Source organism: Methanosarcina sp. 1.H.T.1A.1, assembly GCF_000979295.1.
Classification (GTDB): domain Archaea; phylum Halobacteriota; class Methanosarcinia; order Methanosarcinales; family Methanosarcinaceae; genus Methanosarcina.
On sequence record NZ_JJQY01000120.1, the window covers coordinates 16,621 to 42,373 of the forward strand.

The 25,753-nt window shown below is 42.0% G+C and carries 20 protein-coding genes and 1 tRNA gene; 13 read left to right on the forward strand and 8 right to left on the reverse strand.

The genetic code is table 11. From position 1 onward, the window contains the following. Positions 1-548 precede the first annotated feature (548 nt). The 7 genes from mtrH to EO95_RS17890 form a co-directional block, all read right to left on the reverse strand. Positions 549-1,481, reverse strand: a complete 933-nt coding sequence (mtrH, locus tag EO95_RS12255; protein WP_048135045.1) for a tetrahydromethanopterin S-methyltransferase subunit H — start codon at positions 1,479-1,481, stop codon at positions 549-551. A 193-nt stretch (positions 1,482-1,674) separates the two neighbouring features. Then, entirely contained in the window at positions 1,675-2,223 is a 549-nt protein-coding gene (locus EO95_RS12260; RefSeq protein WP_048134991.1) for a tetrahydromethanopterin S-methyltransferase subunit A, read from the reverse strand. Positions 2,224-2,264: 41 nt separating this feature from the next. Next, positions 2,265-3,122: a methanogenesis marker protein Mmp4/MtxX gene (gene mtxX, locus EO95_RS12265; protein WP_048135047.1), complete on the reverse strand. Its 858-nt coding sequence runs from the start codon at positions 3,120-3,122 to the stop codon at positions 2,265-2,267. A gap of 526 nt (positions 3,123-3,648) precedes the next feature. Beyond that, positions 3,649-4,098 carry an IS200/IS605 family transposase gene (gene tnpA, locus EO95_RS12270; RefSeq protein ID WP_048134993.1) on the reverse strand — a complete coding sequence of 150 codons (450 nt, stop codon included), beginning with the start codon at positions 4,096-4,098 and terminating at the stop codon, positions 3,649-3,651. Between the two features lie 423 nt (positions 4,099-4,521). Next, positions 4,522-5,070 carry an ankyrin repeat domain-containing protein gene (locus tag EO95_RS12275; protein ID WP_048134994.1) on the reverse strand — a complete coding sequence of 183 codons (549 nt, stop codon included), beginning with the start codon at positions 5,068-5,070 and terminating at the stop codon, positions 4,522-4,524. Between the two features lie 1,209 nt (positions 5,071-6,279). Next, positions 6,280-7,524 carry an IS110 family transposase gene (locus EO95_RS12280; protein WP_048134996.1) on the reverse strand — a complete coding sequence of 415 codons (1,245 nt, stop codon included), beginning with the start codon at positions 7,522-7,524 and terminating at the stop codon, positions 6,280-6,282. A 221-nt stretch (positions 7,525-7,745) separates the two neighbouring features. Then, the gene (locus EO95_RS17890; RefSeq protein ID WP_048134998.1) at positions 7,746-8,390 is read right to left on the reverse strand and encodes a hypothetical protein; all 645 of its coding nucleotides are present in this window, start codon (positions 8,388-8,390) and stop codon (positions 7,746-7,748) included. A 138-nt stretch (positions 8,391-8,528) separates the two neighbouring features. Here EO95_RS17890 and EO95_RS12290 point away from each other — a divergent pair, with 138 nt between their 5' ends. The 10 genes from EO95_RS12290 to EO95_RS12335 all read left to right on the forward strand — a co-directional run bounded on the left by EO95_RS12290 (position 8,529) and on the right by EO95_RS12335 (position 21,760). Next, positions 8,529-10,391: a replication factor C large subunit gene (locus tag EO95_RS12290; protein ID WP_048134999.1), complete on the forward strand. Its 1,863-nt coding sequence runs from the start codon at positions 8,529-8,531 to the stop codon at positions 10,389-10,391. Positions 10,392-12,902: 2,511 nt separating this feature from the next. Further along, a tRNA-Val gene (locus tag EO95_RS12295) sits at positions 12,903-12,976 on the forward strand. Between the two features lie 175 nt (positions 12,977-13,151). Continuing rightward, positions 13,152-13,472 (forward strand): winged helix-turn-helix domain-containing protein, encoded by a 321-nt coding sequence (locus EO95_RS12300; protein ID WP_235282998.1) that lies wholly within the window; start codon positions 13,152-13,154, stop codon positions 13,470-13,472. Positions 13,473-13,923: 451 nt separating this feature from the next. Further along, positions 13,924-14,574 (forward strand): flavodoxin family protein, encoded by a 651-nt coding sequence (locus tag EO95_RS12305; protein WP_048135001.1) that lies wholly within the window; start codon positions 13,924-13,926, stop codon positions 14,572-14,574. A gap of 101 nt (positions 14,575-14,675) precedes the next feature. Next, entirely contained in the window at positions 14,676-16,970 is a 2,295-nt protein-coding gene (locus tag EO95_RS12310; protein WP_048135002.1) for a CDC48 family AAA ATPase, read from the forward strand. A gap of 550 nt (positions 16,971-17,520) precedes the next feature. Next, the gene (locus EO95_RS12315) at positions 17,521-18,084 is read left to right on the forward strand and encodes a CBS domain-containing protein (RefSeq protein ID WP_048135003.1); all 564 of its coding nucleotides are present in this window, start codon (positions 17,521-17,523) and stop codon (positions 18,082-18,084) included. Positions 18,085-18,410: 326 nt separating this feature from the next. Beyond that, entirely contained in the window at positions 18,411-19,562 is a 1,152-nt protein-coding gene (locus tag EO95_RS12320; RefSeq protein ID WP_048135005.1) for an alanine--glyoxylate aminotransferase family protein, read from the forward strand. Between the two features lie 90 nt (positions 19,563-19,652). Continuing rightward, a complete protein-coding gene (ribC, locus tag EO95_RS12325) occupies positions 19,653-20,117 on the forward strand; it encodes a riboflavin synthase (RefSeq protein ID WP_048135006.1) in 465 nt (154 codons plus the stop codon). Between the two features lie 40 nt (positions 20,118-20,157). Beyond that, a complete protein-coding gene (ribH, locus tag EO95_RS12330) occupies positions 20,158-20,562 on the forward strand; it encodes a 6,7-dimethyl-8-ribityllumazine synthase (protein ID WP_011032198.1) in 405 nt (134 codons plus the stop codon). Positions 20,563-20,617: 55 nt separating this feature from the next. After that, complete coding sequence (locus EO95_RS12335; protein ID WP_048135008.1) at positions 20,618-21,760, forward strand: pyridoxal phosphate-dependent aminotransferase; 1,143 nt, start codon at positions 20,618-20,620, stop codon at positions 21,758-21,760. A gap of 73 nt (positions 21,761-21,833) precedes the next feature. On the opposite strand, the gene EO95_RS12340 is transcribed toward EO95_RS12335, so the two are convergent. Next, positions 21,834-22,289 (reverse strand): adenylyltransferase/cytidyltransferase family protein, encoded by a 456-nt coding sequence (locus EO95_RS12340; protein WP_048135010.1) that lies wholly within the window; start codon positions 22,287-22,289, stop codon positions 21,834-21,836. A 329-nt stretch (positions 22,290-22,618) separates the two neighbouring features. Between EO95_RS12340 and EO95_RS12345 the strand changes: the two genes are divergently transcribed. The 3 genes from EO95_RS12345 to EO95_RS12360 all read left to right on the forward strand — a co-directional run bounded on the left by EO95_RS12345 (position 22,619) and on the right by EO95_RS12360 (position 25,748). Further along, the gene (locus tag EO95_RS12345) at positions 22,619-24,121 is read left to right on the forward strand and encodes an L-aspartate semialdehyde sulfurtransferase (protein WP_048135012.1); all 1,503 of its coding nucleotides are present in this window, start codon (positions 22,619-22,621) and stop codon (positions 24,119-24,121) included. 2 nt (positions 24,122-24,123) lie between these two features. Further along, positions 24,124-24,510: a 4Fe-4S binding protein gene (locus tag EO95_RS12350; protein ID WP_048135013.1), complete on the forward strand. Its 387-nt coding sequence runs from the start codon at positions 24,124-24,126 to the stop codon at positions 24,508-24,510. Positions 24,511-24,935: 425 nt separating this feature from the next. Further along, positions 24,936-25,748 (forward strand): DUF166 domain-containing protein, encoded by an 813-nt coding sequence (locus EO95_RS12360; protein ID WP_048135018.1) that lies wholly within the window; start codon positions 24,936-24,938, stop codon positions 25,746-25,748. The last annotated feature ends 5 nt before the right edge of the window (positions 25,749-25,753 follow it).

Genomic DNA, 25,753 nt, shown 5'->3' on the forward strand with positions numbered 1-25,753 from the left:
TGTAAGCTACAAAACGGACGGTATGTCTTGTTTTATTTTTGATTATAGCCAGTATCTCACTCCCCTATCTTTTAAATTTTTTAAAATAACCCCATTTCAAGGAAATTTATATTATGGATTAAATTCTGCCGAGTAAATACTTTTGGAAGCAGAGTTTCTGAAAAGTGTTTTGTTGCTTAAAAGTGGATGCCGTTTTCACCTGTCAATTATTTATGAATGATGTGGATGTTAATTGCAAGTTAAAGTCTACTAAAGCCATGGATGTTAACTTTGAATGGAAATCTTCTGGATAAAAGCTGAAAATGAAACCCGAAAATGAAACCCGAAAATGGGGGTCTGAAAACAGGAGTCTGAAAATGGGGGTCTGAAAATGACTGAAAACAGGACTCTGATAATAAGGGTTGAAGTGAAATAAGGGTTAAAATAGGGCTGGAAGCAAGAAGCTCTACGAATCAAATTTTTAAAAGGCAACCCGAAGGCTGCCATAATTTCGCTTAAACTGGCGGTTTCTTAAATAGCAGAAGGCGAAACCTGTATTTTTGAAGAAATCAGACCAGCAGGTTAATCGGGTGCCTGGCTGCAGGTTCGATATCAAGGTCAGCTACTGACTCTGCAATCATTATGTCGCTCATGGCAGCCATGGGAAAAACGTATGGGGCATATTCTATGGGGCCGTAGAGAATAAAATCCCCGCCTGCCGCCTGTTGCAGGCAGGTTGAGCCTATATCGCAGATTTTATACAGGACCGGGTCTTTTTCTTTCTGCCGGGTCAGCCAGTTCCAGGCTGAGGGAGCATTATGAATTCCAGAGCCTGTAGGATGCCCCCATTTTGCTTTTGCGGTAATGGTCATTCTGAGAGCTATTCCGGCCCCGTTTCCCATAGGGGTGATGCTCGGGTCGATAAGCTTGTTAACTATTCCACACCTGTCTGCAATTGAGAGAAGGCCCTCTTCTAACAGGCCTGCACCTGTTTCGAGCATTTCCATCCTGCCCTGGAGGGAGGAGTCCATTGCATTAAAACCCAGGATAATAGAACTGTCAATATCGGACTGCGCAAGAGCTTCTATTTCAGAAGCATTTATGCTCATGTTTATGGAGTTATAGACTGCTCTATCTGCAAGCCCTATTTCACTCACATACTGTGCTGCATGTGCACGTACGGTCCCTTCGGGGGAATCGATGAGAAAAGGAGAATCCGAGATCTCTGCAATAAAATCAATATAGCGCGTGATGCTTTCGTTGGTAGTGCCAAAGATATGGACTATATGGGGATTTCCGGTAGTATCCGAACTCGACTCCTGCAGGTTTACGAGTTTTTCGGCAGCGGCCCTATCAAAAAGTCCTTTTGCCGCGTCTTCTACGATTTCGTGTTTATTATAAAAAATAGTCCCTGCAAGTACGGTAGGTAGTTCTCCAGGCTGTCCGCCTACCTTTACCCCTGCAATGTTAACAATTTCCTGTTCTTTCTGGAACTTAAACATCTTTACGCCCTCAAAATCCACACTTTTCAAAATTCACTTACTTCTTCTGATCAATTCACTTACTTCTTATGATCAATTCACTTACTTCTTATGATTTCAGGATTCGAATTGAATCTCTTAATTATGAAACATCCATATAAAACATACTAACTCTAAATATATTTTCAAATCAATATATCCCCGGATTGAAAGATCAGAGATTTTCTGCCAGGCAGATAATTCCTGCCATTGAATCCATTACGAATTCTCCTGAGATTATTACATCCCCTGAAGTGGGAACTGCAAAAGAGGACTGCCTCTTTTTCGGGGCACAGACAACCATGGGCTCTTCAGAGTATGCTTCTTCCCTGTCCTTATAATCTTCAACGACCTTCCGGATCTCTTCTGTGTCGTTCAACCCTATTCTGTCCAGGAGTGTAACCTGCTGCTGGAAACGGTCGACTGCGTCTCTGGAGATATTTTCTATAAAGGGAATTGCACCCTGCGAACCTATAATCCTGCCTTTTTCGTCAATCCCATTTGCGTGGATTGCAAGCAGGGAGTGGCCTGCCAGATGTCCCCTTGACTCGGTCCCGCAGATCAGGACATACCGGATATTGGAGTTTGAAATTACATTTACAATTATTTTTTCGACGCCAAGGTTTTCGGTCTTTGAACTCCCCCAGATGGCAGCATCAGGGCAGGCATCAAAGTGGCTTGCAAGGGTTACGACTGCAATCCTGGAATCAGGTTTTCCTGTGATGTAGTCCCCTTTTACAGGGGGCCAGTTCTCTGCAACGGTCTTCAGTGAATCACCTTTTTTCTTTCCTTGTGAAGGTAGGAGAGGGCACTTGCAAGCATGATGGCTTTTGTGAAATGCCCGCCTACCCTTGACGTGTCTACAAACACATAATCGTCCATTAATACCGGAGCTCCGAGTCCGTCACCTCCGCCAAGGAAGGCAATGGTCCGGAAAATAAGGTTGCCGGATATCCCGTCAGGGGCAATAATGAAGTTCGATTCCTTTATGGCGTCTTCAATAAGAATGGTATAGTGCCTGGTATCAATTCCGAGCTCCAGAGCTCGTCCTGTTACAAATTCCCCATCTGCGAGGGTTCTGTCCACGCGCCTGTCCCTTCCTATATCCCCTATCCTGCCTCCGGAAAGCACTCCGACTACAGGCTCGACTCCTAACCTCCTTATATACTCTGCACCAAGGGTAATCATACGGAGCTTATCTGCGATCGTGTTTCCTTCATCGATTCCAACAGGAGCGAGGAAAAAAGGTGTGCCGTCCGCTGTCAGAAGGAGGGCAAGTCTGCAAACCCTTTTCATGCCAAGGGCTTCTTTCAGGTTTGAGATCGTTCCTGATGCCTTTGCAGTGCCTCTTATAGCTGCATCCACCTTTCTTGAAACCAGGAGTTCCGAAAGGACTTTTTCGGGGTCGTCGGTATCCACAACCTCAAGTTCTGTCCCGATCTCGTCAATTTCTTTTTTGTTCCCTACAAGGACAACCTGTGCATATCCCAGTTCCTGGGCTTTCCAGGCACTCTCAAGAGTTTTGGGATTCGGTTCCCTTATTCCCATAGCTACCCTCGCCCTGTTCGTCCGGGCTCTTGCTTCGATAGCTTCAAGGAGGGCATACATGCCGTTCTTTTCCATATCCATCCAGACTTTTATGTAAGATTTGAAGTAGTTCAAAGAAAGACAAACACACACATTAATTAATTTTGCCCCCCGAGTTATCCCTCGGGAGTACGCAGTCCTTTTCGCTTCGCTCAAGAGGACAAACTTCTGGACAAGTAACACTACTTTAGATTCACTCAAAAGGGCTAACTTGTGGGTTTTATCAGTTATTTTCGCTCAAGAGGTATAATGAGCAATTAATGTTGCTCAGGTCTGAGTACTGATTCATGGGTTATGCTTTATTCTAAAAAAACGATGCTGGAAAAATGGTAGGAGTACAGGCGAGGAACTTGGGAAAAAATTAAAACATATAAAGTTAATAATGAGTTCCTTTTTTATTGGAATAAATTCTTTTTCATTGCCTTATCCTTTTTTCGAAAGTCATTCATTTTTTGAAATATCAAACCGACAGGGAATTAAAAGGAAACAAATCAAAGTTGCGCTGGCGCACCCCGCTGCAAGCAACGGGGTATGTTCCGCGCCAGCGCTCTGGTTATAATGATTATTGAAAATCGAATATTTTCATTTGTTGATATGCTTCTTTTTCTTCCTGATTTCCCTGGTTTTCAACATAGTTTTTGATAACATCTGACGTTGTTCCGTCTCCTACAGTTCCAATGTAGCCCCCGTCACTCCATAGTTCACCACCCCAAAGCTGTTTTTTGATTTCAGGGTATTGTTTAAAGATTTGTCTTGCTGTAATACTTTTTATAATTTGCATAACTTTTGAAGGAGAATACTTTGGTTCAGCTCCAACAAAAAGATGTACATGGTCACCATCACTACCAATAGCATCAAATTCAAAACAGTATCTTTCACTAATTCCAAAGCATACGTTTTTCAAAAAATTAATGAGCTCGGTCTCAAAAAGAAGCTTTTTACGATACTTAACACAAAAAACCATGTGATATCTGATTTTATAAACACAATGATTTGCATGTCGTAATTCCATCAACAGTACAAAGGGAATTAAGGATATAAAATCAGTTATTTAACAACGGTTACCGGGGAAGTTTTCCATCCCCGCAGCAAGCTAGCGGGGTATTCGACTGAAACAAAATGAAACATTCTTATCGATTTTTGCTGGTATTGTTCTTTTGTGAAACTATATATAAGAGCATATGAATTATAAGCAATTTTAAACTTTGTTGGAAGTATATTAGAACGTTTCGTTAAAATTAATGAGTGAGTTATCATAGTCATTTACGCAAAGAATTACACTTGAAATTGGATTGAACCTTTTCTAGTTCGAAAACTTGTGTTTTTTAGTTTGTGATGAGGTTTTAAGTGTAAATTGTTACATTCATAACTTTAGTAACTCACTCCATAACCTATCTTAACAGTCTGGATATAATATAGTACCGTTTTCATGGTTTTAAGTCGTTTTAGCCCCACTTTTTATGAGCATCTCGGCAATTTCCTTACGCCCCGTCTGTACTGCTAACATTAAAGCAGTTTCGCCTTTATTACCTTGAATGTTAACATCAGCACCATTTTTTATGAGCAGTTCTGCAATTTCCTTACGCCGTAGAATATATGGGATGCTAGCTGCTGCAAGCATTAGTGCAGTACGTCCGTCTTCATCTTGGATATTAAGATCAGCTTCACCTTTTATCAGCATTTCGACGAGTTTCAGTTTACCTTTATACGTTGCTCTCATTAAAGCAGTGTACCCATACCGATTTATAAGGTTTAGATCAGCACCATTTTTTATGAGCAGTTCTGCAATTTCTTTACGACCGTTATTTATTGCAATTATTAGCGCAGTGTTGCTTTCTTTTTTCTCTCGAATGTTAATATCAGCACCGCTTTTAATATAGGACTCAACCGTCCATTTGCCACCATTTGCTGCTGAATCTAAGAAAGATGCAGCCCTCCAAGCAGTAGCTTTTTCTGGTCCTAGTAATTTATCAAGTAATCCCATAATAATACACCTCAAAGCTATAACTCTTCAATTAATTAGCTTTGTCTTAACACAAAACTGTTTTTCATACTTACATAAAAGATCAAGGACACATCACTTAATTTAGCTCTTTTTCGAAGCTTTTTATTGGATAGAATAGTTTAACTTTTATTACGAAAGCCACCATAGAGGATAATAATAAGCAATATCAAAGCTGCGTAATTACGTACCTCTAAAGCCGCATAAAGTAAAAAAAGGAACACAAATGTTACTATCCAAGTGATTACCTTACTTACAGTACTCACAAGATTACCCCCATAATCTTTAAATTTTTATAGTAGAAGTTCTACTTCAAATTAGAGTATGAGCCTATATCCCAAAACCACTATTTGTCTATAAGTTCTAAAAATTTCAGATCTACTTCTCTAACCAGTAACTCGGTTAATATTTCGAAATCTACAATCAAGGAAGAATTTTTTGAGTTTTGGTATTAGCTCAAATATACACTAACAGAATAAATACTTGATTATATATTTCATTTTGTATATCATGAATATTTATATATACACGCTAAAAGAATAAGCATAGCAGTTTAACAATCAATATTCAACAAGACAAAACAATTATGAATTAAAAGAATTCAAGTGAAAAAACTCTAACTTTTGATTTACAGGTATAGTTAAAATCTCTGTAACTCGTAGTAATTACTAATCTTAAGACTGACAAAATACGAAAAAACGACATCTTTCAACCTCCTGTCAATTATTCTATATATGCCAAGAGTATAAGAATTCCCACAGCAGAGCCCTGGGCAAAAGCGTTCTGATCATTCTTGATAGACTTAAGTTTCATGGTCCTTCACCTCCCAAAAAGAAGAAGAGTTTTGTACTATTTAATTAAGTAGGTAAGGCAATAGCAAGACATCACTTTTAGATGCATAGAGTAACTAAATCTAAACAGATTTACATAAGCCAGGATAAAACATATAGAGCAAATAGTCTATGAACAGAGTCGCCCACTCTCATTGTCGCACTTCCTAAATAAGAAACATGGTAATGTGTTCGCCTGATGCCGAAAGTAACAATTAGCAAAACAAGGAACAACGACAACAATTTTTTTGCAATATACTTAATACTACAAAACAAAAACTACTTTCTGCGGCCTTAAGCCTGAAAAAAAAATCAAAAACTTCGTTGTTTTTGGCATGAAAGTCCGTGATGAAAAATCTCATCACGTACTCTCCCCGTCCTTTTTTCCCATAATTGCGATAATTCCACTAATTATTGTTATCCTTTCATCAACCGAGAATATCTCGGTTTCCACAATCTTCCTCTTTTGAACTTCTCCCTTTTGATATCCTGTTTCATCTTCATACATCTCATCGTTTGTTATCAGATGCCATATTATCGTTGCAATTTTCCTTGCCAGTGCAATAATCGCCTTTGCATGTCCAATTGACTTCTTTTTCCTGTTAAAAAACTCTTTTAACTTGCTATTTTTCTTTCTTGCTGCTGCTTGTGCAATCTGAGTCAGAATCCACCTTGCTACTTTTGATCCTCTCTTAGTGATTCTTCCGTTATGGTATTTATCCGCAGATTGATACACATTTGGAACAATTCCAAGCCATGAAGCAAGCTTATCTCCCGATAAAAAATCCCTGAAATTTCCTATTTCAGCAATAAGAATTGCTGCACCAAGCTCTCCAATTCCTGGAACTGACATCAAAATTTCCATTTCTCTTTTATGCTTTTGATAAGCATAATTGAAAATTTGTCTTTCCAGAACTTCAATTTCATCATCTAAATTTTTTATCAGGTTCAGGCATATCTGAAGCCTGATTGCAGCACTCTGGGAGATCTCTCTGTCCAGAATTTCTCTTATCTGAACACTTTTTTTCCTTACATTTGAAGAAAGCGATTCTATAATCTGATCAACATTCTTACCTGAAGATATTCCTGCTAGAATTGCTCTTCCATTTTTTCCAAAAATGTCAGTCAGCACATCACCGAGATGTAACATTTCGGACGAAAGAATAGCATGAGCTCCATTTTTAATATCTGTTCTTTTCCTTACAAGAGTTAGCCTTAACCTGACGTATGATCTGTAGTCCCTATGCTTTTTCGGAAAAATTCTTGATGGTTGAACCATTTTATTCAATGCAAGTTGTGCAATTACTTCCGAATCTATTTTATCTGTTTTTTTATGTGTAAATGCCTTCATATCTCGAGCATTTCCAACTATAACAGGCAAATGATCTATCAAAGACTCATAAATCGGAACCCAGAAGTCACTTGTTGATTCACATGCAACAACATCACATTTTTCTGATGTTACCCAATTTTTAAGGTTTAAAATCCCATCATTATCTCTGGCAAAACGTTGTTGCTGTTTTTCACCAGATCTACTGAGGATTGTAGCAATAACAAAACGTTTGTGAATGTCTAAACCACAAGATTTGTTTATTTCTCCTTCCAATTTACATTACTCCATCATTTCCAGGACAGTAGAATTGCCTCAAAGGCAATTTGGCATCCGTGATCAAAGTCACATCTGAGCCTTCGATGGCAATTAAATGGTTAGTTTTTTGACGGTTTCGTAGAACCAAAGTAAAAACAACCTTCCTGTCCAAGGTAATGATGGAGTTCTATTATCAAAAAAGGTAAGGAAAAAGGACTTTCATTCTTTGGGCATGTTATTCAAAGAATATCATGTGCGTTTTTTAGGAAAAGTTGGTTTTGTCTAACCCCATCCTTACTATCAGATGTCCTATTTCGATATTCTAAATATTCTAAAACGGCTCTCGATGCTTCAGGGGTTAAAAATGTATAAAATTCATATCCTACTTTTTCCCGAACCAAGTGCAAAGTTGTAATCTGGGTCTCTGGGTCATAGCCCTTAAAAAAATCTTCTACTTTAAGGTTTGAAATTTCGTTAATGGCTAAACCTGAAGCTACCCCTGTAAGGACCAACGCTTTTTCGATAGGATCAGCAACCGTTAATGCTTCTCTGATATCTTCCTTTGTTGGTATGGCCCTATTCTCCATCAACGGCCTTGCACATGTAGCAGACCGAGGCAAAACAGGCAGGATAATATTATAATAATTAAAAAAACTCCTGACTCCGGTTAACTTTGCTTTTATTGACATTGGAGCAATACCAGATCCTTCCAGGTATTCCCTAAACTCTCTTAGTTCGTTGAATATTTTCCTTTCCCGCATTAGTTTTCCAGATCTGATATCTTCCTCAGATTCCTTTATTATCTGCTCAGGGGTTTTATCAAGAAACTCGGTATAAACCCTTAAGCTGTCTATGTACCCCCTCTCTGGTTGTTTTCTTAGCACCGATTCCAGATAACCAGTTTTTTATATAATGGTCCTCAAACAGTTCTTTGTAATTCATGCTTTTTTCACCAACTCCCTGATAATATTAACTTAGATAAGTTCACATATAAGTAGTCCTCCTTATTGGTATGGTTTAAGATGATGTCGGCAATCGAATGGGCTGAAAAATACCGACCCCGGACCCTTGGAGATGTCGTGGGGAACAAGAAGGCAGTGCAGGATTTCAGGGCATGGGCTGAGGAATGGCAATCCGGGACCCCTGAGAGAAGGGCAGTTATTCTCTATGGGCCTGCAGGGATAGGGAAGACTTCAAGTGCTCATGCACTTGGCAGGGATCTGGACTGGGAGGTTATTGAACTCAATGCAAGCGACCAGAGGACTGCAGGTGTTATTGAGAAGGTTGCTGGCTCTGCAGCGTCAATGAATACGTTTTTTGGTGGAAAGCGTCTTATTATCCTTGATGAGGCGGACAATATACATGGGACTTCGGACAGGGGCGGAATGAGGGCTATTGCCGGGATCATAAAGGCCACACTCCAGCCGATCGTGCTTATTGCAAATGACATTTACGGGTTAACACCCACAATCAGGAACCTGTGCCTGGAAATTAAGTTCGGGTCCGTGCAGAGCCGTTCAATGGTCCCTGCTTTGAAGAAGGTTTGTGAGGCTGAGGGAATTTATTGTAGCTCGGAAGCTGTCCTTCAGATTGCAGAAAATGCGGGTGGAGACTTCAGGAGCGCCATGAATGACCTCCAGGCTGCAGCGAGCGGGAAAGAAGCGCTCGAAGTTGAGGATATCGGTACTGCAGGCAGGGATGTAAAGGAGAACATCTTTAAGGCGATGCAGAAGATCTTTAAAAGCACTGACTGTAAAAGGGCTCTTGAATCTGCACGCGGGCTTGATGAAAGCCCTGAAGATCTCGTACACTGGATCGATGAAAACCTGCCTATCCAGTATGCCCGTAAGGACGGTGACCTCGAAGATATAAGGACGGGTTTTGAATATATTTCAAAGGCTGACCTTTATCTGGGGCGTGTAAAAAAGCGCCAGAATTACAGGATGTGGAGGTATGCCAGCATGCTTATGGTCTGCGGGGCTGCCCTTTCAAAGACAAGACCGTATCCCGGCTTTATCAAATACCAGCAGCCTTCACTCTGGAGAAGGCTCGGGCAGACGCGTTCGAAGCGGGACATGCGGGACAATATTGCTTCAAAAATCGGAGAGCACAGCTTTGAGTCAATGCATTATTCGAGGAACAACCTTCTAGGGTTTTACTCGCGAATGCTGAAGGATGAGGAATCTGCAGTTGAAGTTACTGCAAATCTCGGGCTTGAGCTTGAAGAGCTGATGTACCTCTCAGGAAGCGCAAAGGCAAGTAAAAAACTGCAGAAAATTTACGACGACGCGCAGAAACTTCTTGATGAAAGAAAAGATAAAACCGAAGAACCGGAATTTTTTAAGGCTCCTGCTCCTACAGTAGACAATAAGCAGAGAACCCTCAGCTGCCCTGTTATAATTTCGGAGGAAGAAAAGGAGACTCAAAAGGAGACTCAAAAGGAGACTCAAAAGGAGATTCAAAAGGAGACTCAAAAGGAGACTCAAAAAGAGACTCAAAAGGAGGTTCCCGCCTGCAAATCTGAAGCTTCTGATTCTCATCCTTCGGAAGACAAGCAGAAAACCCTTATCATGGGATTTGACACACCGCCGGAGATTCCCGAAAAGAAAGAGACTTCAGGAAAGATACTGCCTGATGGGCCGAAACCTGTAGAAAATAATTTATTTTCTTTTTCCGCCCCCCTGCCTGAAAATAAATCCCTTTCTGAATCTGTAGAGAAGAAAGCTTCTCCTATACCTTCAAAAAAGAAAGTTCCGACTAACAGCGACCTGTCAAAACAAAGTATATCTGACGAAGCTTCGCCCTCCGCAGGCACTCAGGATAATACAGGAGAGGTTTTGAAAAAAGCTGAGCCTAAAACCCAGAAAACACTTTTCGACTTTTAAATTTTTTAGAGCGCAAATCGTTCATTTTTTCCATTCTGGATTCCCCAATCCAGAAAAATTCTTCTTTATTTTCCTTAAACTTTTTCTAAATTTTCAGTTTTTCTGACAGTCGGTTTATGTATGCCGCATTTTCGTACTTTACCTCTTTCAGTTTCAAAAGATGACGATATATGTTTTTTTGTGGGTTTGACAGCATATGTATTTGAAACTATTATACACAAATAAACAACCATACACAAATAAACAACCCGACTAAACAAATACACAATCCTCGCTACTGCAAAAGAGGAACTGAGGTTTTATGTGAGCGGAACCAACTGGGTTGACTTTGAATTAAAGAAGAAGTTGTTGGTGTGTTTGGGAAGTTTGGATTGGAATCCGCTCACAAATGCAAGTATACAACTTTAGTTATAAATACTTATTTAATATATTTAGTATATTCTCTTACCTACCTGATTTAGTGTTTCTTTACATGTAAAACTCTTTTTGTTTTATTCTATCGAGTTACAGTTATTTCAAAAGGTTCCCAGGAATTAAACCTGTAATCCGTATGATAACAGTTAAGATTAGTTAATATAAGTTGAGATAAATTGCGATAAATTGAGATAAGTTGAGATCAATTGAGATAAGTTGAAATTCTGCAGGCCTAATTGAGGTAACATATGGTAAAGTTGAGACAAGTCTGAAAAATGTTAAGAAATGTTAAGATTATAATATTATTTTTAAATAAAGTTGAGAAAAAAAAGCCGTGAGAAAAGTTTGTGAGCGGGCTTGGGGAGTTGGGGGAATAGTTGGGGGAATAGTTGGGGGATATGGGTTTGGGGTTATACTATGGAAAAGAGGCCCGCTCACTTAGCATGAGTAATATTACATCCTATAAATAGCTTTCTATAATATGCATTATAATTTATAATTACAATTTTATAGTTCTCATTTTCTCAAACAGTTCTTCACAATAATGTTTTTCTGGAACCTGTGCAGTCAGATAATGGATCTCAGGGTTTTTAATAACACTGGAAGAAGCACGGATAAGAAGGGATAGCACTTACTTGATAGTCTGGTGACGGCCCTCCTCACTGAAGAGGGCTGTTTGATTATTCAATTTCAGGGCAAAAATATGTGCATTATTATCTTATTTCCGTGACAGCATTTCCATTATTAATAGAGTTTAAAATAGGGTATTACCTGGTATTATCCTGAAATACGCCTGAATCACCCTGCAAAACTAGCTTGACTTCTATAGTCATTTTTTACAAGCCTATCAATAGTATCCTGATAATAGTATCTTATTGACAGTATCCTGATGACAGCATTATATTATAAGATCACGTAAACAGGTAGCAATAGAATTCGTATGAGCGGGTTGGGGAGTATGAATTGGGGTGTTGGGGGGTTGGGGTTATCTTACAAAAGAGAGACCCGCTCACATATTACACCATGTTAATCTCGTATAAATATATTTTGCTTGTATGAATTCTGATACAAAAAATGCCGAAAGAATACCTGTAAAAGGTGGGGATTTTCATACTTTCAAAGCAGTAACTTTATATTTTCCATTTCAGTTGTTTCCAGTTCTCTCTCCGAAAAATATAGGTCAATAATCCCCCTAAAGTGGGAGGCCCGTTTTTGCAAGCCTTGATTGACCAGCCAAAGTCTTAATTAACTCCTTCGGATATGTCGTGATACATTTGGATGCTTCCTCAGTCCACTTCCCTATGTGTATAGGGTCCTCAAAAAATCATCAATTTTTTAAGGGCTAATTAACCTCATTTAGTAGCCTAAGTGCATTGATCGTGCTTCCCCAATAAAAGTACAGGTGGAAAATAACTTATTTCAAATTTAAACAATTAATCACCCTTTATTTAAAATTTAAGGTTTTATTGCCCCTCTTTTTAAACACCAAACATAATGTGGTGGAAAACAAGCTCAAGAGCCTTAATTTCAAAGAATTTTAACGTTTAAATGAATAAAGCCTTAATTTGCCTTATTTAGCATCCCCAAGGATTAATAGAGAGTATTTTACTAAAAAATGAATTTTTAATGTGTACTTTTATTTGGGGGCCTATATTATGTGCCTATTGCCTAAAATAAATGATATAAACTCTCAAATTACACCCTCTTTTAGAAGGACCCTATATGTGTAGCATCAAAAGTCCTGAGAGGTAGGGGCGGCGTGTTACACACAAGAAGCATGTCCAACATTGACAAGATGAGACGTTTTTCCAAAACCGTGTTACTTGCTACGGAAATTCGTTTCCAAATCAGAGTGAATAAATCCAATAAAGTGGAAGGAATGTCCGAAAGTTGACGGATTTCCTCCCTAACTGAAGTAACGGGCATCCAACCTTAGAGATTGTGAAATTATGGGTATATATAAATATCATCCGTCTAAATAAATTTTCAAACCCTTCTCCGAACAAAAGACATATATATTACTAGTGACTTGTTGACTCTGCATTTCAAGCAACTGCTTGTAAGGCAAGCATTTAAATGATGTAAATGTAGCAAACTGGGCTCGTGGTCTAGTCGGTCATGACATCGCCTTTACACGGCGGGGATCCTGAGTTCGAATCTCAGCGGGCCCACTAATCTTTTTTAAGTTTACTCAGATTTTAAAACTGGGTAGTTTTTTTATATAGTAACGTTCATGTTTGTATTATTGTGTATTAACCGTATGTTAATTTTTCGATTTATAACTTAATACTTTATATAATACTGATATTGTTATATAGAAAGGGAAACGATAAAGACTTAGAATCTTTGTTACCTACAAAAAGATACGCTTTAATATATTTTGAAAGCGTTGATTCTTACAAAGATTATTCTGAATCTACAGTGGGGGAGGAGTCAGTATTGAAGAGAAGGAGCAGGACAGATATTGCAGTAGATATTCTAAGAGTAGCAATGAATGGGGCAAAGAAAACACATATCGTTTATGAGGTAAATCTTAACTTTAACATTGCTCAGAAATATCTGGAAATGTTGAAAGAAAAAGAGCTTATAAAACACGAAAACGGTGTTTTCATCACAACTGATAAAGGAAAAGTTTTCCAGGAAATGGCTAAAGAACTTAAACTCTAATATTTTTCCTTTTTCATTTATATTAGACTTACGCACTTGAGAAATGAAATCAAGTGCATATGGTCTTATCAACATTATTGTGAGTTATATCGTTAAGTGTTTTCAGCTTTTGTTTTCAGTTCAACTGCGTAAGTCCTATATATGTTTTTATTTTGTTTTCATCTTTTTTCTTTTTATTTCTACTATTCCGCTTTTCAGTTTTCTATTTTCCTTAATCTATGAGTCTATTTTCCTTAATCTATGAGTCTATTTTCCCATCTATTTTTTATCAAAGACTAAGTAGTGAAACCCATCCGAGAGAATAAAAGATGAATCATGACTCCAGAAGGAAACCGGTATCCCGGCAGTAAATCCATAATAAGGCTTGGTGAAGTAATAATCCTTCTGAACATTTATACGTTTCCGTATATATAACGGCATTTGGAAACATATATACTATGGCGATGATACTATGGCGATAAGGGCGCTTTTTTTAAACTGCACACTGAAAAAATCACCTCAGGTATCGAACACCCGTGCTCTTGTTGACAGGGCTGTGATTATTTTTAAAGAACTTGGTGTTGAGAGTGAGGTCATGAGGGTTGTTGACTACAATATAGCTTTCGGGATTTCTTCAGATGAAGGAAACGGAGACGAATGGCCCTTTATACTTGAAAAAATAAAAGCCTGTGATATCCTGATAATAGCATCTCCCATCTGGTTCGGCGTACGCTCTTCGGTGGCCCAGATGGTCCTCGAAAGGCTGGACGGGACATATATGGATGGGAATCCCGTAACAGGGCAGTATCCCCTTTATGGGAAAGTGGCAGGGGTTATAGTCACCGGCAACGAAGATGGAGCGCACAATGTTGCTGCGACCACACTCTTCAACCTGACCCACCTCGGATGTACTGTGCCTCCCAATGTTGACTGCTACTGGGTTGGTGATGCAGGTCCGGGACCCAGTTACATCGAAGCCGGAGGGGAAAAGCACCTTTACACGAATCGGACAGTAAGATACATGGCACATAATCTTGTGTACTTCGCCAGGCTTCTCAAAGAAAACCCTATCCCTACAAACTTAAAAAAGCTTGATGAGGAGGCAAAGAGGGTAAGCGACTGAAGCCAAACCAGCCTGAAAAGTCACACATTGATCTTATTTTTTCAAAAAGCCGTATACTTTTACAGAGGGGAATATTTTACTATGGAGATGGAGGGTGTTATTTGACTGAGGGGGATAAATCGATTGTAAAACTTAAGGTTGCGGAAGCCGATCAACGGGATGTCGGAAAAGGAATTGTCCGAATTGACGAAATATACAGGGAGAAACTGGGCCTGAAACCCTTTGATGTTGTGGAGATCAAAGGTGGAAAATCAACTTCTGCCCTTATAGGCCGTCCTTATCCCAGTGATGCCGGGCTTGATATTGTCCGTATGGACGGGCTTATCCGTAACAATGCAAAGACAAGTATAGGGGAATATGTGGAAATCCGGAAAGCTGAATGGAAAGAAGCAAAGCATGTGACCCTGTCTCCCGTTACGAGAGGCATGCAGATCTATGCTCCCAGTGAGACCCTCAGTGCGGTCTTCATGAACCGTACGGTTTCAAAGGGGGACTTTATCTCCACCACCAGCTTAAGGAGGTCCAGGGAGAGGGACACTTATAGCAAGGGGCTCATGTTCGATGACTTTTTCCAGGACTTTTTCGGACAGGGTTTCGGCCCCTCGTTCGGGCTTGGGGAAATCAAGCTGCAGGTTATTTCCACTTCCCCTTCGGGGATCGTAAAGATCACGGACATGACCGAAATCGAACTCCTGCCAGAAGCCGTGGAAATTCCTCCGGAACAGACCATTCCCACTGTTATGTACGAAGACCTGGGCGGGCTCAAGGATGCCATTACAAAGGTCAGGGAAATGATAGAACTCCCTCTGAAACACCCTGAACTTTTTGACCGGCTTGGGATTGACGCCCCAAAAGGGGTGCTGCTTCATGGCCCTCCCGGGACGGGCAAGACCATGCTTGCAAAGGCAGTTGCAAATGAGTCTGATGCCTATTTCATTTCCATCAACGGCCCGGAAATAATGTCCAAATACTACGGGGAATCTGAAAAAGCGATCCGTGATCTCTTCGATGATGCCGAAAAGAATGCCCCTGCAATCATCTTTCTGGACGAGATAGATTCCATTGCCCCAAAAAGAGCAGAGGTCACAGGGGAAGTAGAAAGAAGGGTGGTCGCCCAGCTTCTTTCCCTGATGGACGGCTTAAAAAGCCGCAAGAACGTGATCGTGATAGGTGCAACAAACCGCCCCGAAGCCCTGGACCTTGCACTGCGCCGTCCAGGCCGGTTTGACAGGGAAATAGAACTCCGGGTCCCTGACACCGAAGGCAGGCTTGAGATTTTCCAGATCCATACCAGGGGGATGCCTCTTACCGAGGACGTAAACCTCAGGGATCTCGCCCAGATTACCTATGGGTTTGTGGGGGCTGACATTGCGGCACTCTGCCGGGAAGCTGCCATGAGTGCTCTTCGGCGTATCCTCCCAAAGCTCAACCTGAAAGAACCCCAGATCCCAAAGGAACTCCTGGACACCCTGCAGGTCACAAGAGCAGACTTCGAAGAAGCCATGAAAGAAGTCCAGCCCTCAGCCATCCGGGAAATTCTTATTGAGATCCCCAATGTCAGCTGGAACGATGTGGGCGGCCTGGAAGATGTAAAATGCCTCTTAAAAGAAGCTGTGGAATGGCCACTTAAAAACCCTGAGTCTTACCGGGACATAGGAGTGGAAGCTCCAAAAGGCGTGCTCCTCTACGGTCCTCCGGGCACTGGAAAGACTCTTCTTGCAAAAGCCATTGCCCATGAATCCGACGCCAACTTCATCACAGCCAAAGGAAGTGACCTCCTCTCCAAGTGGTACGGGGAGTCTGAAAAGAGGATTGCCGAGGTCTTCATGCGGGCAAGACAGGTTGCTCCTTCCATTGTCTTTCTGGACGAACTTGACTCTCTTGCTCCCATACGTGGGATCTCCGCAGGAGAGCCTCAGGTTACAGCCCGGATCCTTAATCAGCTCCTCTCCGAAATGGACGGGCTCGAAGAGCTCCGGGGTGTTGTGGTAATTGGCGCAACCAACCGTCCTGACATCATAGACCCGGCCCTGATCCGTCCAGGGCGCTTTGATGAGCTTATCCTTGTGCCTATTCCGGATAAAGGGGCCCGGAGGGAAATCCTCAAGGTCCATACAAAGAAGATGGCTCTTGCAGAGGATGTGGATATTGAAGAACTCGTTGACCTGACTGACCAGTACACAGGTGCAGATCTCGCAGCCATATGCAAAAAGGCAGGAAGGTATGCCCTGCGCGAAGAAATCCATGCAAAAAACGTCAAACAGAAACATTTCCTTAAAGCGATTGCAGATACAGGGCCTTCAGTTACTCCGGATACCATGAAATATTATGAAGCTATTAAAGGCGAACTGAGGACCAAGAAGTCCAAGGAAATAGAAAATCCATCTTATATCTAAAAATGAAAATATAACAGATTTATTTTTTATCTTTTATTCTTTTTTTCTTCTCTATTATTATTCTTTTTTTATCTTTTATTCTTTTTTACTTTTCTATTTTCAATCTTTTTGAATATACTCATCGCACCCAAAATTATTCTATTGATATAGATTTTAAGATTTTGAATACATGAACATACCACCTTTTGTAAAACTGAAAACACAATCAATAATCAACAATAAAATAATATGGAATCAACGACTTTTACCCATTTTATATTTACTAAGATGCCTATTAATATTGATTTTTATGCGCTGACTAGTTACCTTTTTAATATTGATTTTATTTATAGTTCTCTTTTCTTTGTTTTTTATTTAATATTTTTTTACTGTCTTCGCATTGATCATTGTTTAAAATTGACCCTTTTTAGATTTTGTTCTTTTTTGAAAACCTATTTTGCAGGTTTTTTTCTGATCGGTATTTCGTGTTCCCGAAAGCAATTTATATATCTACTCTTTAAATAATGTTAACCAATGACATTAAATACCATAATTACTATCGGTAATATATATGCAGCTTCCAACACCCGAAGATCTTAAAAAAAGACGAAATGAACTCGGGCTTACCCAGAGCGACCTGGCTAAAAGGGCAGGTGTCAGTCAGCCTCTTATAGCCCGTATCGAATCGGGAGATGTAGACCCCAGGCTTTCAACGGTCAGGAAAATCCTTAATGCTTTTGAGGAGGCTGAAAAGGAGCAGCAGATCATCATAAAGGACCTGATGCATTCCCCTGCAATTCATGTTTCTCCTGAAGACTCGGTAGAAGAGGTGGTAAACCTTATGCATATTCATGGTTTTTCACAGATTCCCGTGCTTGACAGGGGTATTCCGGTTGGAAGTGTTTCGGAAGATATGATCATAAAACTGATGGGCGAGAGCAAGAAAAAATCCATCTCTCAGTTGAAAGTTTCAGGGATAATGGGGGAGGCGTTCCCGACAGTATCTCCTGGAATATCGATCTCAGTAGTTTCGCATATACTGGAAGGAAACCCTGCCGTACTTGTGGTAGAAAAAGGAACAGTCGTCGGCGTTGTAACAAAACATGACGTGATGAAGCTCCTCCAGGACCAATAACCGGAATCCTTTTTCCTTGAAGGAAATCTGAGACCGAACATGGAAAGCACATGAATTATATACTAGGATTCATTTAAACCTGAATCCTTAATCTAATTCAGTGCTCAACCTGTCTGAAATTGCCGAATAAACATGGCAAATGCGGTCGAAAATGTATCAGGGCATGAGATACTGCAGAGCCATCCTGGCACACCGTATCATAAAGATATAACCCTGAATTATTTCAGGACTACATGATTGAAAATTATAGAGTTTACATAAATTTCCTTTATATATAGAAAACAAAAACCGATTAAATCTTTGAAAAAGTGTGGAGTCTTATATAAATGGATCTGGAAGATACCCTTCTCATGATGCCTGGTCCCGTACCTGTCGCACCCAGAGTCCTTAGAGCAATGTCAAAACCGATGATCAACCACCGGAGTGCTGAATTTGCCGCAATATATACTGATTGCAGGGAAATTCTTGCTGACGTTTTTCAGACAAAAAACGACATCTTTTTGCTCAGTGGTTCCGGGACTGCGGGAATGGAAGCTGCAGTCGGGTCTGTGGCCGGAAGAGGGGATAAAGTTATTGCTATAGAAAACGGAAAATTCGGAGAGCGTTTCAAAGACCTTGCATCCCTCTATGCCGAAGTGGTGCCCCTGGAGTTTGAATGGGGTCTTCCTGTTGACCTTGAACAGGTTAAGGAAAAGCTCGAGGAAGGAGCAAAAGCCATCACCCTTGTCCACAACGAGACCTCTGCAGGTATCATGAATCCTGCTGCAGAAATCGGCAAACTTGCAAAAAAACACGATGCTCTTTTTATTATGGACGGCGTAACCTCCCTTGGGGGAGATGTAGTCAAAGTCGATGAATGGGGCGTTGACATTGCAATAGTTGGTTCTCAGAAATGCCTTGCAGCTCCACCTGGAATGGCAGCTGTTTCCGTAAGCGAAAAAGCCTTTGAGGTTATAAATGGCATGAAGAAGAGGCCTTACTATAATGACCTTAAGGCATATAAAAAGAGTGGGGATAAACCCAAGCCGGAAACACCTTACACTCCTGCTATTCCTCTATTTTATGCTCTTCAGGAAGCCCTTCACATCGTTAAAGAAGAAGGCATGGAGGCAAGGATTAGAAGGCACGCGACTCTTTCCGAAGCCGTAAGGGCAGCAGCCGGCGCAATGAACATAGAGATGTTCCCTCAGCTTAACGAGTACAGCCAGTACTCCAACACCATCACTGCAATGAAATCTCCTGCAGGGATTGATGGGGAAGACATTAAAAATGACATGAAGAAGCGGGGCATTATTATAGCCGGCGGACAGGAACGCTTGAAGAGCAAGATTTTCAGAATTGGAAGCATGGGGAATGTAACTGCAAGGGATGTTCTTTCCACTATCCAGCAGATGGAAATCGTGCTGAAGAAGCGGGGTTACATTGACAGCGTGGGAGCAGGCACAGAAGCTGCAACACGCGTTATTGACAGGTTATGAGAGGATTTAAAAAATCTTTCATAACCAAAGTTTATAAACGTTTCAGGAAAACCAGAAGAATATTAATCATTAAATTCCGATCGGATTCACATGCCCACAATAGGAATTGCAGATACCACGTTTGCGCGCTATAATATGGGGCGTGCAGCAATCGACGAGATACAGAATAACGTATCCGTAAAGATTAAAAGGGTAACCGTGCCCGGGATAAAGGACCTTCCGGTAGCAGCCAAAAAGCTTATCGAAGAAGAAGGCTGCGATATCGTAATGGCCCTTGGAATGCCTGGCAGGGAGCAAAAAGACAAAATGTGCGCTCATGAAGCCTCTCAGGGCCTTATCATGGCCCAGCTCATGACCAATACCCATATTATCGAGGTCTTTGTCCATGAGGATGAAGGAAAAGACGAGAAAGAACTCGCTTTTCTCATGGACAAGCGGACCCGGGAACACGCCTTAAACGTGATAAAGCTGCTCTTCAAGCCGGAAAAACTGGTCAGGGAGGCCGGTACCGGTCAGAGGCAGGGTTTTGAGGACGCAGGTCCTTTGAGAATGTGAAGCGACTTTAAGTTAAAAACAAGACTGGAGACCTTACTAGATGACTATCAGCCTAGGATTTGTTGTAGCTGAATTTAACAGGGATCTGACCTATCAGATGGAGCTGCTTGGAAGAGAGCATGCGGAATTTCTGGGGGCAACAGTTAAAGAGACAATTCTCGTGCCAGGAGTCTTTGACATGCCCCTTGCAATCAAGAAGCTCTGCCAGAGGGAAGACATTGATGCAGTGGTTACCATAGGGTCGGTAATCGAAGGTGAGACCGACCACGACCAGGTGGTTATGCAGCATGCCGCAAGGAAGATCATGGATCTTTCCCTTGAGTTCAACAAGCCAGTAACTCTCGGAATCCCGGGTCCGGGTATGACCAGGATGGCTGCTCATGAACGTGTCGACTATGCTAAAAGGGCAGTAGAAGCTGCAGTAAAGCTGGTGCGGCGGCTGTGAAGTTCCTTGATGCTTCAATAAGCTAGCAAAAAAGTAACAAAGCAGGACTATTCCTATGACATCCGCAAGGCTCAAGCGTGTAGAAGAATCCGCAACGATCAGGATCTCCAACATTGCAACCAGAATGATTAAAGAGGGTACAGACGTTATCAATTTTAGCCTTGGCGAACCTGATTTCGACACCCCTAAAAACATCTGCGATGCTGCAGCAAAGGCTATGTATGAGGGAAAAACCCACTACGCTCCTTCTGCAGGCATTCCGGAGCTAAGGGCAGCTATTGCCGAAAAACTGAGGACTGAAAATAATCTGGATGTGACCGAAAAAGATGTGCTGGTCACCCCGGGCGCAAAGCAGGGGATTTTCGAAGTGATGATGGGGGCCCTCGACGACGGGGATCAGGCCCTTCTCTTTGATCCTGCCTGGGTAACTTATGACGCCTGCATCCGTTTTGCAGGAGCAGAAACTGTCTGGGTTCCTACGGTTCCTGAGAAAGGTTTCCTGCCGGACAATTTCGCCGATTACATAAATGATAAAACAAAGCTCATTGTTGTAAACAGCCCGGGCAACCCGACAGGCGGAGTATTCGGGAAAAAGACCCTCAAGTGCATTGCCGATCTTGCAATTGACCACGACCTTCTGGTAGTCTCAGATGAGATCTATGAGAAAATCATCTATGACCGGGAACATATCAGTATTGGCAGTTTTGATGGGATGCAGGAGAGAACCATCACTGTAAACGGTTTTTCCAAGGCATACGCAATGACTGGCTGGAGGCTTGGATACCTTACAGCTCCCCCTGAGATCTATAAACTTCTACAGAAGATCCAGTCCCACTCTGTAAGCAGCGCCACTACCTTTGTCCAGTACGGTGGGCTTGAAGCCCTTCAGGGCCCTCAGGACGGCGTCAAGGCAATGGTTGACCGCTTTAAGATGCGCAGGGATATCCTCATCGACGGGCTGAATAAAATAGGACTTGAGTGCAAAAAGCCAGACGGGGCCTTCTATGCTTTTGCCAATGTGAGTGAGTTTGGAAACGGGACCAGGGTTGCTGAAAGGCTCCTGAAGGAAGCTCATGTGGCAGTGACCCCGGGAATTGCTTTCGGGTCTTCCGGCGAGGACTTTATCAGGATTTCCTACGCAACATCCATTGATCGAATCCGGGAAGCTCTTGACAGGCTTGAAAAGATATTTGCATAAAACACTATTCCGAAGCAACCTATTTAAAAAGAGATCAAAAAATATTTTCTTAATAAAAACGGTAGGGGTAAATTTACCCATACCGTTTAAGGACCTCTTTTATGATTGCGCCGGTACTGCAGAGGGGGCACTCCTTTGAAAATGGAACCCTTACTACTTTTGCAGGTAGCCCTCTTTTAGTAAGTTCTTTTTCCAGAAGCTCAATATCAAAATACTGATCGTAACCCAGGGCAACGATGTCCGGCTTTATCTCTTTCAGGGGTTCGAACATGTCTGTTTCACTACCAAGAAGGGCTTTGTCCACCGTTCCAAGTGCATTTACCATCTCAAACCGCTGCTCCTCAGGAACTATTGGTTTCGGCTTATGAGTCACATTGGAATCCCTGGCAATAATGACGAAGAGCTCATCTCCAAGAGCTCGTGCCTGGGTCAGGAAATAAACATGTCCCGGATGCAAAATATCAAAAGTTCCGGTAGCAAGTACACGTGTCAATAAATCACCTGATCTCGGGTAATATCCTGCAAGCATAAGAAACTTACTGAAAATAACCCCACTTCCTGACTTATAAAAATTCAATTTTATTCAACCTGTATATGGTATGAACGATTATTGCTAATTTAAGAAATAGCCTTTGTGGAAAGAGACTTTCAATTACCATAAGTAATATATATGGCTCATAATTATGACTATTAATCATTGGAATGAAGATCTGACAGCGATAGTCTTAAAATAAATGATGCAAAGCCAGAAATTTTCACCTCTTCCGGAAGTGGCTGTTACCCCGGGATTATCACAAGTAATATATAATTCTGGCAAAAATTACCATCCAGATAAATTTGTACTAAGAGGAAACCCGCATGGTTGAAAAATCGGTTCATGAGATCAATAAAAAAATTGAAGATGGAAGCGTCAATGTAGTCACAGCCGAGGAAATGGTCGGGATTGTTGAAAACCTTGGCGTGGAAGGTGCCGCAAGAGAAGTGGATGTGGTCACTACAGGCACTTTCGGAGCCATGTGCTCTTCAGGTTTGATGCTTAATCTAGGTCATTCGGAACCCCCAATTAAGATTCAGAAAGTCTGGTTCAATAATGTGGAGGCATACAGCGGGCTGGCTGCCGTTGACGCTTACCTTGGAGCTGCCCAGATCTCGGACACACGCGGGATACAGTATGGTGGAGCACATGTTATTGAAGACCTGCTGAGGGGAAAAGAAATCGATGTGCATGCAACTTCCTATGGGACAGACTGTTACCCCAGGAAAGTACTTGATACGACAATCACCCTTAATGACCTGAACGAGGCAGTCCTTCTCAACCCCAGGAATGCCTACCAGAAATATGCTGCTGCAACAAACAGTTCAAAAAGGATTCTGAACACCTATATGGGAGAGCTTCTGCCCAACTTCGGGAATGTAACCTATTCCGGAGCTGGAGTGCTTTCTCCTCTCTCAAATGACCCCAGCTATGAAACTATCGGGATGGGCACAAGGATTTTTATGGGCGGAGCCCAGGGCTACATTATCGGAAACGGGACCCAGCACTCCCCCTCCAGCGGGTTTGGGACCCTCATGCTTAAAGGGAACCTGAAGGAAATGAATCCTGATTATTTAAGGGCTGCTTCTTTTACAGGCTACGGGACAACCCTTTATATGGGAATTGGAATTCCGATCCCTATTCTTAATGAAAAACTCGCAGCCTCAACTGCAGTGCGTGACGTGGACATTATGACCAGTGTCCTCGACTATGCTGTGGGCAGCAAGGATAAGCCTGTGATAAAGCAGGTAAACTATGCCGATCTCAGATCAGGCTCGGTGCAGATTGATGGAAAGGATGTTCCGACTTCCTCCCTCTCAAGCTTCAAGAACGCAAGAAAGATTGCAAATGAACTTAAGGAATGGGTAAAGCACGGGAACTTCTTTGTCAGCATGCCTGTGGAAAGGATTTGCTGTGAAGGCTCGGCAAAATCCATGAAACAGACTCAGGCAGTACCTCTCGTAAAAGACGTCATGTCCGATTTTATTGTAACAATCAAAAAGAACCAGACGGTTCAGGACGCTGCAAAGAAAATCTGGGAGAACTCTTTCAACCACCTTGCTGTGATTTCGGATACAGGTGAACTGGTAGGAATCCTGACCGCCTGGGATATCTCAAAAGCCGTCGCCGAAAACAGATTTGATTCCGTAGAAAGCGTCATGACGAAAAAAGTCCTTACCTGTGCCCCGAACGAACCTGTAGATCTTGCAGCTCGCAGGCTGGACCGCTACGGCGTTTCTGCAATGCCTGTAATCGATGCACAGAGACAGGTCCTCGGAATAATCACCAGTGACAATATAAGCAAACTTCTTGCAAGGAGGTACTGAGCGTGAAAATAAAGATCAGCATCCCTACGGAAAGGATCCATAATCCCATTATCTCCGAGTCCATTATCGAAACAGGAATCCTGCTTAATATCATGGTCGCTAATATCGACTCGACTTACGGAGAACTGATTGCAGATGTGAAAGATTCCAGGTTCGACAAGATTAAAAATGCTCTCGAATCAAGAGGGGCAATAGTTGCAATTCTGGACCGGCCCATTCACAGGGATGAGGAAGAATGTGTTGAATGCGGAGCCTGCATCTCAGTCTGCCCGATGAAGGTTTATGCTTTTGATGAGACCTGGGGCCTCTGCGTGGACGAAAAGAAGTGTATCCAGTGCGGCATGTGCATCAAGATGTGCCCGCACGGGGCTTTAAAACTTGGAGAATGAAAGAAAACCGATCCGCGGATTTTTCTTCTCTTTTCCTTTTTTCCTCACCTTTTCTTTTTTTCTCTCTTTTCTTCCTTCCCCCGGTTTTCAGCTTTTTTTATCCGGCATAGAGCGCTCATACAGGAGTTTAGTTGTGGATACTGATTTCTATTTTGAAACTCCTCTTATTTATAGATTGAAACAAATAATTATAATGTATAGTAAGATGATAACAGGTAAAAGTCATCTGCTGTTAGAAGTGTGTGCTGTCTGAAGTACTTTCTTCCAGAGCTGCATTTTAAAAGCATATCAGCAACTCCCGCAAAAGCAGATTTTTTGTCTCTGTATTTTTTCATTCTGAGAAACAAAACAGGCGGGGGAATCTTTACAAAGAAAGTGAATTTGCATAGTGCCTTTGGAATCCTTGATAAAGGGGGAGCAAACCTATGAGAATCCTTGTACTTTATTCAGGCGAACTCGGAAAAAAAGTTATCCAGAATCTTATAAATCCGTCAAGTTTCTGCGTGTCGTGCGGTGAGCTCTGCAACCACTGCCGCCAGGCAAGGAAATCTTATGCAAACCTGATTGTGGGAATCCATGAGTTTCCGGACGACCTGCCTCCATTTATTGAAGAGCCCGCCCAGTTCCTGCCTCCAAAGCTTCCGGAATGTGATTTGATCCTTGCTATAGGGATCCACCCCGACCTCCTTGCAGCCCTTCCGGAAGTCGTGCAGAAAACGGGGGCAAAAGCCGTAATTGCACCTGCTGAAGACTCAAAGAAGACTCCTGCCGGTGTCCTTGAGCAGCTCAGAAAAGAACTCGAAGCCACAGGTGTTGAATTCGAGGCTCCAAAACCCTTCTGTGCCCTTGAAAAGACCGGAAAGCCAATCATAGATGCTTTTGTGGACCTTGGCTTCGGAAGGCCGGTGCTCAGGATCGAGATGAGCCCTGATGGGAAGATGTTCATCGGAGCAGGCGTAATCCGGGATGCCCCATGTGGCTCAACCTGGTTTGTCGCAAAAAAGCTCGGCTGGACCGATCTTTCGGGATACAAAGAAACCGTCTCAGGAGCCCATCACTCCTATCCCTGTACCGGAAGCATGGACAAAGACCCCCAGATCGGGGATACTATCCTGCACAAAGCCGGATATATCATCAGGGAGGCTGTGGAAGATGCAATGGAATGTGCAAAAAAAGAAAAGGACAGGCTTTCGACAACCTGCGGCGAGGAAGTTCAAGCCCTGGCTTCTGAAAATTAATACGG

What these genes read in the sequence shown, in the direction of transcription:
- mtrH (WP_048135045.1), bottom strand. Translation starts at nt 1,481, where the DNA reads ATGTTTAAGTTCCAGAAAGAACAGGAAATTGTTAACATTGCAGGGGTA.
- mtxX (WP_048135047.1), bottom strand. Translation starts at nt 3,122, where the DNA reads ATGGAAAAGAACGGCATGTATGCCCTCCTTGAAGCTATCGAAGCAAGA.
- tnpA (WP_048134993.1), bottom strand. Translation starts at nt 4,098, where the DNA reads ATGGAATTACGACATGCAAATCATTGTGTTTATAAAATCAGATATCAC.
- EO95_RS12275 (WP_048134994.1), bottom strand. Translation starts at nt 5,070, where the DNA reads ATGGGATTACTTGATAAATTACTAGGACCAGAAAAAGCTACTGCTTGG.
- EO95_RS12290 (WP_048134999.1), top strand. Translation starts at nt 8,529, where the DNA reads ATGATGTCGGCAATCGAATGGGCTGAAAAATACCGACCCCGGACCCTT.
- EO95_RS12305 (WP_048135001.1), top strand. Translation starts at nt 13,924, where the DNA reads ATGGCGATAAGGGCGCTTTTTTTAAACTGCACACTGAAAAAATCACCT.
- EO95_RS12315 (WP_048135003.1), top strand. Translation starts at nt 17,521, where the DNA reads ATGCAGCTTCCAACACCCGAAGATCTTAAAAAAAGACGAAATGAACTC.
- EO95_RS12320 (WP_048135005.1), top strand. Translation starts at nt 18,411, where the DNA reads ATGGATCTGGAAGATACCCTTCTCATGATGCCTGGTCCCGTACCTGTC.
- ribC (WP_048135006.1), top strand. Translation starts at nt 19,653, where the DNA reads ATGCCCACAATAGGAATTGCAGATACCACGTTTGCGCGCTATAATATG.
- ribH (WP_011032198.1), top strand. Translation starts at nt 20,158, where the DNA reads ATGACTATCAGCCTAGGATTTGTTGTAGCTGAATTTAACAGGGATCTG.
- EO95_RS12335 (WP_048135008.1), top strand. Translation starts at nt 20,618, where the DNA reads ATGACATCCGCAAGGCTCAAGCGTGTAGAAGAATCCGCAACGATCAGG.
- EO95_RS12340 (WP_048135010.1), bottom strand. Translation starts at nt 22,289, where the DNA reads ATGCTTGCAGGATATTACCCGAGATCAGGTGATTTATTGACACGTGTA.
- EO95_RS12345 (WP_048135012.1), top strand. Translation starts at nt 22,619, where the DNA reads ATGGTTGAAAAATCGGTTCATGAGATCAATAAAAAAATTGAAGATGGA.
- EO95_RS12360 (WP_048135018.1), top strand. Translation starts at nt 24,936, where the DNA reads ATGAGAATCCTTGTACTTTATTCAGGCGAACTCGGAAAAAAAGTTATC.